Here is an 11682-nt window from a genome sequence, read left to right as displayed (position 1 = left end):
TCTAATTTAAGATATATTCCTTTATAATTTATTAATTTTATAGTTATCAAGAAAAAATAAGACCTTCGTTAAAGTAACGCTTAGCGAAGGTTTTTACCTTGTTTTTAACTATAAAGTTAAGCTTAACAGAGAATTCTGGAGTATTATTGAGCTTTTTAAGTAAGAATTCAACCTTTTTTAAATAAGTCTAAATTGGCTTAATCAACAATAATCAGCTTATATCATTTCTAAATGTTAATAATCAATAATTAGGACATTTGTCCGCCTACTATACATTAAAAGCCGAGAGGATAAATGTCTTAACACAAATTGATCTTAAAAAATAAAAAACCTGCCTTTTTAAATGACAGGTTTAAAGTTTAGTTATATTTTCAGAAAGCCATTTTTTTAAATCTTCTTTAGAGGTTAAACCATTTGCTATTCCTTCAAATACATTACTTGATTTATTAGTATCCAAACAACTTTTATATTTGTAACCATTAGCCTTTAAAAAGGCCTCAGTAGCTAGGAATGCTGTTCGTTTATTGCCATCAACGAAAGCATGATTACGGCAAATATGATAAGCATAGTTAGCAGCTAACTCAATTAAAGTAACACTTTCTTGATAGAAATAAACATTTTTAGGTTGCATTACTGCTGATTCAAGTAAATTTTGATCTCTTAACCCAAAACTGCCACCACTATTTTTTAAAGCTACTTTATTAGCTTTAATGACATCTTTAATTTCTAAAAAGTAAATTTCTTCGATTTAGATCACTCCTATAATTATCTTTTTGCTAGTTCATGTAGTATATCGGAGTGCTCTTTTGCTGAATCTTCTAAAGCTTTATCGATGTTAAAATTGCTTTTTTTATGCTTCTTATTGTATTTATTAATAAATTTTCTTATTTCCACACTAGCATTACTACCAATATCTTCACAATTTTTCTTAAACTCATTCCAAGTTGATTCTTTAATTTTAAAATTTTTATTTTTTAGTCTTGTCATATCAACCACTCCTTTTCTAAGAATTTAGCTCACTTTATATATACACTATATATACATTATATATATGTTTTCTTGTAAAATCAATAATTATTCTGAGATCTCTTTTTTAAATTTAGTAAAATAGGATTAAATGACTTAAGGGTAGGAACTCACACTTTAAGAAAGACCTTTGGCTATCATTCCTGGAAAAATGGAATTAGTATTGAGGCTCTTCAGGAGAGGTTTAAGCATAGGTCTACGGAAACTACTAGAAAGTATCTAGGAATTGAAAAGAAGGATGTAGTAGCTACCTATAATGCTCTGGATGATCTGTTTTAAAGAGATGGCTTATCAATATATCAGCTCCACTTCCAGCAGAAAAGAAGAGTCATTGAAGAATCAAAACCTTGGGAGGTGGAAAAGATGATTAGTAATTTTGCTAAAAACATTAATAAGCTCAAGGAGAAAGCAGTAAAAGAAAGAGATTTAGAAATAGCCGAAAAACTATTAAATATGGGCTTAGAAGTAGAAAAGGTAGTCGAAGCTACAGACTTAGATAAAGATAAGATAGAGGAGATTAAAAAGGAAACTCAACACTAAGTTTATAATAAATATTAGTAGCAATAAAAGAGGTCAGTCACTGAATTGACTGGTCTTTTTTATTGCTATTTGTTGATTTGTTAATAACTTAAGGAAGTTAAGGAAGTTATGGATTATTTTATAGATTAAATTTAAAGATTGGCAGGGATAATAAGTTATATGAAGAACAAATAGCATGTATAGAAAAATAACGGTATATAAACTTACTATCTAGCAAGCTGAGAGAAGATTGGAGATTATGAAAAAGGGGTGAAGGAATGAAAGTTAAGAGTACTTATTATAAGAATAAGGCTGATTTAAAGAACTTTATTGATGCTAATAATATTACTGATGAAAGATTATTGATTCAAATTTTCACTGGGATTTGTGAAGAAAAGTATATATATCGGCTCTTAGCTGATATTGAATCTTTATTGCCGCAAGCTATTGTAATTGGAACAACTACTGCTGGAGAGATAATAGAGGGGAAAAATAAAGAGCGAAGTACTGTGTTATCCTTTACAAGTTTTAATAAAACTAATTTAAAAGCTAAATTTATTCCTTTTGAAGAAGATAACTTTATAATGGGAAAGAAGTTAGCTCAGAATTTAGTTTCAGAGACTACTAAAGTTATTATTTTTTTTTCAGATTGGATTAATATTAATGATGATTTGCTTAAAGGGATCAAGGCTGTTGATGAACAAGTAGTGATAGCCGGAGGTAAGGCAGGGGATAACTTTGAATTTGAAGCTGATAATATCTATATCTTTTCAAATGGGATAGTTTCTAAAAAAGGACTAGTTGCAGTAGCCTTAGACAGTAAAGAGCTAAAGGTTTATTCAGACTATAATCTAGGCTGGCAAAGAATAGGTAAGGCAATGGAGGTTACTAGTAGTTTAGGAAATAGGGTATATACTATAGATAATCAGCGAGCAGTTGATATTTATGTTAAGTATTTAGGAGCAGAGATTGCGGAAGCCTTACCCCAAGCAGGGGGAACTGAGTTTCCCTTGCTTATTGAGAAGAATGGTTTTTCAATTGCTAGGGGAGTTGTAGGCAAACACAAGGATGGCTCATTAACTTTTGGTGGTAATATACCTCAAGGTTCTCAGGTCTATCTGAGTTATGGGCATATAGATTCAATTATTGAAAATAATAAGGTGCTGTTACAGAGAATGGCTGATGAGTTTTCGCCAGAGGTGATTTATGTTTACTCCTGTGCTCTTAGAAAAACTGCTTTGAAGAAAAATTTAGATGAGGAGTTAACATTATTAGAGAATCTTGCTCCAACAACAGGTTTTTTTACCTATGGTGAGTTTTATAGTGCAGAAAAGAATAATAATTTATTAAATATGACTCTGACTGTGCTTGCTTTATCTGAAGAAGAGATTCAAACTAAACCCTCATTTAAGTTAAAGCAAGATAAGTCTACAACGGGTAGACATATAAATACTATTAAGGCTTTAACTACCTTAGCCAATACTGTAACTGAAGAGCTAGAGCAGGAAAATAGAGAACGAAAACGTTCAGAACAAAAGTTGGAGGAAGCTAAAATAAAGGCGGAAAAAGCAAATAAAGCTAAGTCCGAATTTTTAGCTAATATGAGTCATGAGATTAGAACTCCCTTAAATGCTATTATTGGTCTGATTAATCTCTGTTTAAATACAGATTTAACTAAAAAACAACGGGATTATTTAACTAAAGCTACTGCTTCTAGTGAATCTTTACTAAGGATTATCAATGATATTTTAGACCTATCTAAGGTTGAGGCTGGAAGTTTGGATATTGAGGAAGTCCCTTTTGAGTTGGATAAAGTTTTATATAACCTTCAATCTTTAGTTGTCAGTAAAATTAAGAATAAGGATTTAGAACTACTTTTTTCCCGTTCTTTAGAGGTTCCTAATAGATTAAAGGGTGACCCTATGCGCTTAGAACAGATATTACTTAATTTAGTTAATAATGCAGTTAAATTTACTGAATCGGGAGAGATTGTACTTTATATTAAAAAGTTAGAGCAAAGTGGAGAAAAAATAACTTTAGAGTTTGCTATTCAAGATACAGGAGTTGGGATTAGTAAAGTAAAACAGAATAATCTTTTTAAAGCTTTTTCTCAAGCAGATTCCTCTATAACTCGCAGATTTGGAGGGACTGGCTTAGGCTTGGCTATCTGTAAGCAGCTAGTTAAAATGATGAATGGTCAAATTTGGGTAGAAAGTGAAGAGGGAGAAGGTAGTACCTTTTATTTTACGGCAGAATTTGGAACCATCAAAGAGGAAGAAGAAGAATTATCTGCCCCTCCAGACCTCCGCGGTTTAAAAGTCTTATTAGCTGATGATAATGCTACAGCTCTAGAGATCTTTGAATCTTATTTGCAGTCTTTTTCTTTTAAAGTGGAGACGGCTAAGTCGGGAGAGGAAGCTATCTCAAAGCTGGTGGAAGCTGAAGAAGACTTTGAACTATTACTAATAGATTGGAATATGCCTGAACTAAATGGCTTGGAAACAGCACGTCAGATTCTAGATCATAATCAGATTAAGAGGCCCCCTAAGATTATTTTAGTTTCCGCCTTTGCCAGTGAGGAAATTATGGCTGAGCCGGGAGCTGAAATCTTTATCGCTTTCTTGACTAAGCCGATTACTCCGTCGCATTTATTTGATGAGATTATGAATGTCTTCGGTCATTCTTCGAGAACTTCATCTATTAATCGTGAACAGGAGTTGAAATCAAGTGATCTTAGACCAATACAGGGGGCTCGAATTTTGGTAGCTGAAGATAATAAAATTAATCAACAGGTCTGTCGTGAGCTATTGGAACAGAATAAGTTTATTGTAGACATAGTTGATAATGGAGAGGAAGCTTTAGAGATGATCGAAGTTAGCGATTATGACTGTGTACTGATGGATGTGCAGATGCCAGTTATAGATGGTTATGAGGCAACTCGCAAAATTAGAGAAGATAAAAGTATGGAGGAGCTTCCTATTCTAGCTTTGACTGCTAATGCTATGGAAGAGCATAAACGTCAAGCTAGGGAGGCAGGAATGAATGAACATATTGCTAAGCCTATAAACTTTAAGGAACTATTCAGTGCTTTGTTGAGGTGGATAGAGGTTGGGGAAAGAGAGTTACCAGAAATTCTTACCGAAGAGGAAGAATTAACTTTGCCTCAGCTAGAAGGAATTGATACTGAGAATGGTTTATTGAGAATTGGCAATAATTTGGAAGCCTATCGAAAGATTTTAATAAAATTTGCTCATAGCGAGGCCGATGCTGGAGTTAGAATGCAAGAAGCCTTAGCTGAAGAAAATTATCAACTGCTAGAGATGTTGGCTCATGGTTTAAAAGGAGTTGCAGGTAATATTGGAGCTGATAATTTATTTGAATTAATTGAAGATTTAGAGGAGGCAATTCAGCAAGAAACAAGTGATATTGAAGAAAAATTAAAGTCTATCGAAGAGGAATTAGAGATGATTATTGGAGCTATTAAATCTGTTGAAGCAGAGTTAACTCCAGATAATAAGGGAGAAGAGATTCCCAAAGAAGAGCTTTTAGCTAGGTTGAATAGATTAAAGACCTTAATTGAAGCTTATGATGGTGAGGCTGTAGAATTCTTAGCTAAAATTTTAACTTCACAAGTATCAGGCTTAGAAAATGAAAAAGAGGTGATAGAATTAAAGAAAAAATTAGCAGAGTATGACTTTGAAGGTGCTTTAAAAGAGCTTAAGAAGTTAATTGTTAAGTTAGAGGAGGCAGAGAATGAATCAGAGAAGGTATGATATTTTAGTTGTAGATGATATGGTGAATAATTTAGATATAATCAAGGAGATTTTACTGCCTGAATATAAGGTGAAGATAGCTGTTAATGGTAAGATTGCTTTGAAGATTGCCCAAAAACAGCATCCAGATTTGATCTTATTGGATATTGTAATGCCGGAGATGGATGGCTATGAGCTTTGTAAAAAGCTTAAAGATAATCCCATTACTAAAGATATTCCTGTTATTTTTTTAACAGGATTGAGTAAAACTCAGGAAGAGACTAAAGGTCTTAACTTAGGAGCTGTCGATTATATTGCTAAACCTATCAAGCCTGCTATTCTTAAAGCCCGAGTGGAGACTCATTTAGAGCTATCTAATGCTAAGAAAAAACTTCGCTCTCAAAAGCAAGAGATAGAAGAGCTTTATCAAAAATTAAATAATGAGATAAATAAAGCAGCTCAAATTCACGAGAGAAATTTTCTGGCTAAGATACCTGATGTTGAAGGAGTGTCCTTTGCTGTTCACTTTCAACCAACTCAACGACTAGGCGGAGATTTTTATAACTTTATTAAAGCTGAAGATAAACTGATTATTTATCTTTCCGATGTAACAGGGCACGGCATGGAAGGGATAGTATTTAATGCTTTTGTAAAGGAAGCAGTATCCAGTTATATCAGCATCAAGAGAGAGTTAATAAATCCGGAAAGAATATTAGAGCATATCTATGAACAGTACTGTCTTGATAATTATCCAGATGATTATTTTGTCTGTATATTTTTAGCTGTTCTGGATTTAGGAACTAATGAATTAAGCTATAGTGGAGTTGGATTTCAAAATCCTCCTTTACTAAGTCATGATGATGGAGAAAGACTGTTATTGGAAAGTGCTGGAGCTCCTATATCTTCGGTAATTCCAATAGAGCTAATGAACTTTAAAGCTAAGCAAGTTAGTCTTAGTTCGGGCTCGACAGTACTATTTAGTACTGATGGTATTGTAGAGCAGATGAATGGTGAGCTTAATTACGAAGAAAGGTTCAAGGAACTCTTTTATGCTCATAGTGGACAGACACCTGCTGAAATTGTGGAGCTTATAAATGAAGACTTTAAGAAGTTTAATGATGGCTCCTCACAAGGAGATGATGATATTACTTATATTGTCTTACAAATTGATTAATAAAGAATTACGTTAAAAGACGGAAAAATTATTAGCAAAAGGCATGAAAGTTGTAAGGATATCACTGTATCGGTGGGCTTAAAATAAATCGCATTATCTATCCTCAAGGGATCAGAATAGGGATATCCAATTTTGTTGACAAATATGTTCAAAAGAGTGATGTTCACCTCGTGACCGTGAATAACTCAGAATATTGGACATATCGTTATGAAGGCCCCTTAAATGATATAGAAAATGCAGTTGTTATTTTGATTTGGTTTAAAGATTCATTTAAAAAGCCAAAGTCATTAAAAGCTTTTTTAAGTACTGATGTTTCTTTAGATACAGTGACAATCCTAGAATATTATAGCAAACGTTGGCCTATTGAAATCTTTTTTAGACAAGAAAAGTTAGACTTAGGTTTGGATAAATATCAGATTCACTCTATTAAAGGTATAGAAAGAATCTGGACATTACAGTCTTTAGTCCATTTATTTTGTACTATTGGCTTAGATAAACCTATGAAGTTTGGCGAAGGACTACTAAAAGCCCGAAAACAAAGCAAGAAAGAATATATTACTTGGATTTATGAACAAGCTCAATCAGAAGTTCCGATTGATATTATTTTGGAGCTATTAAATATAGCCTAGGGATAAATATAACTATCCGCTGGTAATAAATGGATCTATTTTTGCTCGTTTATTGTATTTTTATTAATTTACTAATAATAAGAGTGTTCTTATCTCTAAGATTTTGGACAAGAAAAGACTATATTTTTCTAATAGAGAATTGCTTTGATTATAATTCTTACAATTTTTCACCATATTTCTTAATAATTGATTTATTTATAGTTAACTCTCCGTTTTTTAGCTTTTGTTCTATAATATGCTCAGTTCTATTCATAATATTTTCTCCAAAATCTATAATAGACTCTCTAACCATAATTGCAGTCAGAATAGAACCTATAGCAAACGGTACAATATTTTTTCCTAAACCTAAATTATTAGTTATTTTTGTAGTATTATTTTTCTCTTCTTCTATAAAATCTTCTGGGCTTTTACTTGATATTTTTCTAGATATATTTTTTAATATACTTGTATTTTCTTTTTTAATATCTTGATTAGGAATAACTAGTTTATTTTTAAAACTATCTAAATCTAGATTATATAAATCAGCTAATATTTCCATTAAATTATTACAACCAGTTTTAATGTATTTCAAATCTCTAGACATACTAAATGCACCTTCTAGTGGTAAAAATATCACAGCACTCAATAAGCCAGTAGCTACTGAACTACCTTTGCTCATAAGATCTGTTATTAAACCTAAAATTAGAGATTTTCTCCAACTTTTAAACGCTACTTTTTTAATAATATTTCTATGTAAGTCATATAAACTGTATTCTGCATTACCTACTTCAATAATTAAACTATCTTCAAGAGATATTTTATTTTCAGACTTCAAATCATCATTTTTATTTTTCATTTAAATTAAAGCTTCCTCCTTATAAAAGTTAGTCTACAAAGCATTAAAATCCTTAAATTTGTCCACTCTCTATAATCTTTTAATTTTTCATCACTTGGTAAGTTATTAGCAATAACAATGATTAGAATATAATCAATACTAAAATTACTAATTTTTTGCGTAGGTTCTACCTCACTACGTAATTTATATTTATAATCACTATACTTAGACATTTATTGTCTATTATTTATTTAAAATACAATAACCTCCTATTACATCATTTATTCAATAAATGAGGCCACTTACCTTTTAGAAATTAAAATTCTGTCCTTGCCCCTTAGATCTTGGACAAGAAAAAACTATACTTTTATTATGAATAAATATAAGTAACCTTCAAAGCAAATTATTATTTAAAGCTCTGGTTCCTAATGAGGATCAGAGCTTTAATTTTTGCCTATTTTCACTATGCAACAAAAGTACACTAATGTTGCATAATACTCTAATCCCTTGATATCATAGGAAAGTAGCTTGAAGTGTAACTAAGACTATTTGAAATTACGCAATATTTATGTTTAAATGACAATATACGTTGCATTAATTTAGGCTTGAAAAAGGGGGAAGAGCTGTGGCAAAAGTTGAACCGATTAGAAGTAAAAGAAAGATAAAGCAGATCGTTAATCAATTAGCTGGAGCCGAAAAGTGGAGAGATTATGCTTTGTTCGTATTAGGGATTAATTTTGGTTTGCGAATTGGTGATCTATTAAAACTGCAAGTGAAAAATGTTATAGATTCTAATGGGGATATCAAAGCCGAGTTTGAGATACAAGAGGAGAAGACAAAGAAGTTTAACAGCATCACTATTAATAAATCTGCCCAGGAATGTTTAGAGCTAATATTTAAAAAATCACCTATAGGGGATAAAAAAGAAGACTACTTAATTTATAATACCCGCACCTTTCCCATAGGAATCAAATTTATTAGTAGAAGTCAGGCTTATAGAATTGTAAAGAAAGTTTGTGAGTCAGTAGGACTAAATGACTTAAGGGTAGGAACTCACACTTTAAGAAAAACCTTTGGCTATCACTCCTGGAAAAATGGAATTAGCATTGAAGCTCTTCAGGAGAAGTTTAAGCATAGATCTACGGAAACTACTAGAAAGTATCTAGGAATTGAAAAGAAGGATGTAGTAGCTACTTATAATGCTCTCGATGATTTATTTTAAGCAAAAACTATGGTATAATTATAATATAGTCAACAATAACTTAAGCAGGGAAGTGTTACAAATATGGCAAAGGAAAAGACTAAAGATAATATATTTAGAAAGCTGTTTAGCGATAAGGATCTATTTAAGATGTTTTTAGATGATTTTATTGATAGAGATTGGGTTTTTGAAATAGATAAAGACGATATTGAGGTATTACCTACAGAATACATTGATCTCATAGGGGCTAACAGAGAAAATGATATAGTTTATAAAATAAAGTTAGATGACGAAGAAGCATTTGTCTTTATAATGCTTGAGCATCAATCAAAGACCGATTTTTTGATGCCATTTAGACTGCTAGAATACATGACTAGATTATGGAGAGTATATATTGACGAAAACGCTGATGAAAGCGAAAATAAACCTTTTAAACTACCTCCAATATTGCCAATAGTCTTTTATGATGGCAAAGGCAATTGGACAGCAGAAATTGAGTTTAAAGATAAGGTTAAACATTACGAGAGTTTTAAACAGCATATTCCTAACTTTAGCTATAAGCCTATAGTTTTAAATAGTATCACTATAGAAGAACTAATAGAAAAAGGCAATGCAATATCTTTAATCTTAGCTATGGATAAAATTAAGACTGTAGAAGATCTAAAAGTAATAAAGCAACTCAAAGAAGAGTATTGGGAAGCACTAAAGGAAAGCTTAAAGCACAGTAATATATTAGAGAATGTTGCTTTGGCTATTAAGCACTTATTGTTAAAGGTTAATGTTCCTGAAGATGAAATTGAAGAAGTATTAAAAGTCTTCAAAGAAGGGAAGGTGAGAGATATGTTCCAGATGATCGAGGAATATGATGTTCAAAAGGTAAGATCTGAGGAAAGAGAAAAAGCGAAAAAAGAAAGAGATATAGAAATAGCTCAAAAAATGTTAAGAAAAGGGATAGGTGTTCCAGATATAATTGATATTACTGGTTTAGATAAAGAAAAAATTGAAGAAATAAAAAAAGAAATAGAGCAATAAATTAAAACTCTGGTTAACAGCCAGAGTTTATTATTTCTCCTTTTATCCCTTCCACCCCGAGTTCGACAGTCAATAGGTAAAATATCTCCCTTCCCCACCAACGGTTTTGGAGAAGAACCGATTACAATAGAAGTTATTTTTTACAACATTAATTGAAGAAATAAAACAGTATTATAAATAACAAAATTATCGATAGACATCCCCATCCTAAACCTTCATTCCTACTGCGTCTATTGCTTCTTTCTTCATAACATGAAGGACATAAAAAAGCTGTTTTATAATATACTCTCCTTTTTGTATCAAAAAGTCTATTACTATAGTAAGATTCACCTGCTTCAACTTCAACTTTCTCAAAATTTTCTCCTTTTTCTTTATATCTCCCACAGTCATAACAATATAACATAAAATCACCTCTATTTTAGAAATTATTATACTTAATTGGCATTATTTTTACCCCTATATTATTATATTAAAATGTTAACTATCTTTTTGTCCAACATCAATCAGGGCATCACAAAGACCTTCACTGAATTTCATTTAACGAAGGTCTTGAATAATATATTATTTTTCCTGTTAGGGCATTTCTCCTTATTTTAATTTTTATACTTTATAACTCCAAAAAATAAAATTACAGAAGCTAATAAAAATAAATAAGCTCCACCACCAGAAACATTTCCAAATGAACCCATAATTTCTATAGTATTTGATAAAATAAAAAATACAGAACCTAATATAGCTAAAACGCTACTAATAATACCTAATATTTTTTTCATTTCACTATTTCTTAATACTTTTACAAAAGGATAAATGTATAAGATAAGAAAGAGATATCCGTTTGATTCGATTCCACTTGCTCTAATAATACCAATATCTGTCCAAGTCATAAATAAAGATAAAAAGGCAATACATGTTGAAATAACAATAACCTTACCTCCGATATTCCATTCATTAGAACTAATGCTAGCATCTTCCATTATAATTTTTTTCCTCCTTTTATCACAATCTATTTTTTAAAAACACGAAGATTAGTTGGACTTGTTAAATATTTAGCTAGTATACGGGATTGAACTCTGCTCCCATCTATATTGGCTTCATTTGAAACTTTAATTAGCTGTTAGTAATTTTCTGCTATATTTTCAATTTCATAACCGGGGTTTTCTACTGCGTCAATATCAGAGTTAATTGTGAAATTATCTAGATTTCCCTCATTGTTCGAACAGGCGATTAAACCTAGAGGAATGGGTAACAAGTTGGTAATTAATATTATTTTCAGGCCGACCTCCTTTATAAATAATTCATTTCTACTATTCTACATATATCGACAATATACAGTATGCAAAATAATCTTATACATAATTACTATACTTGGTATAAATTTTCCTTCAATTGAATTTGTGTTTTTACTGTTAGGACATTTATCATTATTTAGCATTGTCTAAATTTTTCTAATAATTTTGGCCCGAGTTCGACAGTTCATAGGTATAAAATAACTATTTAGAGGTCAGAAACCTTGATATAGCAGGGTTTGTGATTTT

11 protein-coding genes and 1 pseudogene are annotated in these 11682 nt (G+C 31.3%); 7 read left to right on the top strand and 5 right to left on the bottom strand.

The features are described 5' to 3' along the window. Window positions 1–352: 352 nt before the first annotated feature. Window positions 353–724, bottom strand: coding sequence for a type II toxin-antitoxin system death-on-curing family toxin (locus tag MWH30_RS12440; RefSeq protein ID WP_308221620.1), 372 nt, complete (start codon window positions 722–724; stop codon window positions 353–355). Between the two features lie 41 nt (window positions 725–765). After that, window positions 766–987 (bottom strand): hypothetical protein, encoded by a 222-nt coding sequence (locus MWH30_RS12435; protein WP_248664415.1) that lies wholly within the window; start codon window positions 985–987, stop codon window positions 766–768. 120 nt (window positions 988–1107) lie between these two features. Between MWH30_RS12435 and MWH30_RS14000 the strand changes: the two genes are divergently transcribed. The 5 genes and pseudogenes from MWH30_RS14000 to MWH30_RS12415 all read left to right on the top strand — a co-directional run. Then, the gene (locus MWH30_RS14000; protein WP_372494178.1) at window positions 1108–1305 is read left to right on the top strand and encodes a tyrosine-type recombinase/integrase; all 198 of its coding nucleotides are present in this window, start codon (window positions 1108–1110) and stop codon (window positions 1303–1305) included. An 84-nt stretch (window positions 1306–1389) separates the two neighbouring features. Continuing rightward, window positions 1390–1566: an Rpn/YhgA-type helix-turn-helix domain-containing protein gene (locus tag MWH30_RS12430; protein WP_248664414.1), complete on the top strand. Its 177-nt coding sequence runs from the start codon at window positions 1390–1392 to the stop codon at window positions 1564–1566. Between the two features lie 257 nt (window positions 1567–1823). Next, window positions 1824–5318, top strand: a complete 3495-nt coding sequence (locus MWH30_RS12425; RefSeq protein WP_248664413.1) for a response regulator — start codon at window positions 1824–1826, stop codon at window positions 5316–5318. Further along, window positions 5299–6471, top strand: coding sequence for a PP2C family protein-serine/threonine phosphatase (locus tag MWH30_RS12420; protein ID WP_248664412.1), 1173 nt, complete (start codon window positions 5299–5301; stop codon window positions 6469–6471). Before MWH30_RS12425 ends, MWH30_RS12420 begins: the two co-directional genes overlap by 20 nt. Window positions 6472–6527: 56 nt before the next feature. Then, window positions 6528–7100 (top strand): annotated as a pseudogene (locus MWH30_RS12415) (transposase); the annotation flags it as partial. 157 nt (window positions 7101–7257) lie between these two features. Here MWH30_RS12415 and MWH30_RS12410 read toward each other — a convergent pair. Further along, complete coding sequence (locus tag MWH30_RS12410) at window positions 7258–7935, bottom strand: hypothetical protein (RefSeq protein ID WP_248664411.1); 678 nt, start codon at window positions 7933–7935, stop codon at window positions 7258–7260. Between the two features lie 604 nt (window positions 7936–8539). On the opposite strand from MWH30_RS12410, the gene MWH30_RS12405 reads away from it, so the two are divergent. Beyond that, window positions 8540–9136: a tyrosine-type recombinase/integrase gene (locus tag MWH30_RS12405; RefSeq protein ID WP_248664410.1), complete on the top strand. Its 597-nt coding sequence runs from the start codon at window positions 8540–8542 to the stop codon at window positions 9134–9136. Between the two features lie 63 nt (window positions 9137–9199). Beyond that, window positions 9200–10147 (top strand): Rpn family recombination-promoting nuclease/putative transposase, encoded by a 948-nt coding sequence (locus MWH30_RS12400; protein ID WP_248664409.1) that lies wholly within the window; start codon window positions 9200–9202, stop codon window positions 10145–10147. Window positions 10148–10354: 207 nt separating this feature from the next. Here the strand turns inward: MWH30_RS12400 and MWH30_RS12395 are convergent, their stop codons facing one another. Together MWH30_RS12395 and MWH30_RS12390 are read right to left on the bottom strand one after the other, a co-directional pair. Continuing rightward, window positions 10355–10501, bottom strand: coding sequence for a hypothetical protein (locus tag MWH30_RS12395; RefSeq protein WP_248664408.1), 147 nt, complete (start codon window positions 10499–10501; stop codon window positions 10355–10357). 239 nt (window positions 10502–10740) lie between these two features. After that, entirely contained in the window at window positions 10741–11121 is a 381-nt protein-coding gene (locus tag MWH30_RS12390) for a hypothetical protein (protein ID WP_248664407.1), read from the bottom strand. Between the last annotated feature and the right edge of the window lie 561 nt (window positions 11122–11682).

The sequence above is a fragment of the Fuchsiella alkaliacetigena genome (assembly GCF_023227765.1).
GTDB lineage: Bacteria > Bacillota > Halanaerobiia > Halobacteroidales > Acetohalobiaceae > Fuchsiella > Fuchsiella alkaliacetigena.
Note: the sequence above shows the minus strand (reverse complement) of the source record. Positions and strands in the feature narration are given on the sequence as shown.

Excerpts from the sequence above, each read along its gene's own strand:
- MWH30_RS12435 (WP_248664415.1), bottom strand. The coding sequence starts at position 987 with ATGACAAGACTAAAAAATAAAAATTTTAAAATTAAAGAATCAACTTGG.
- MWH30_RS12420 (WP_248664412.1), top strand. The coding sequence starts at position 5,299 with ATGAATCAGAGAAGGTATGATATTTTAGTTGTAGATGATATGGTGAAT.
- MWH30_RS12410 (WP_248664411.1), bottom strand. The coding sequence starts at position 7,935 with ATGAAAAATAAAAATGATGATTTGAAGTCTGAAAATAAAATATCTCTT.
- MWH30_RS12390 (WP_248664407.1), bottom strand. The coding sequence starts at position 11,121 with ATGGAAGATGCTAGCATTAGTTCTAATGAATGGAATATCGGAGGTAAG.
- MWH30_RS12430 (WP_248664414.1), top strand. The coding sequence starts at position 1,390 with ATGATTAGTAATTTTGCTAAAAACATTAATAAGCTCAAGGAGAAAGCA.
- MWH30_RS12400 (WP_248664409.1), top strand. The coding sequence starts at position 9,200 with ATGGCAAAGGAAAAGACTAAAGATAATATATTTAGAAAGCTGTTTAGC.
- MWH30_RS12425 (WP_248664413.1), top strand. The coding sequence starts at position 1,824 with ATGAAAGTTAAGAGTACTTATTATAAGAATAAGGCTGATTTAAAGAAC.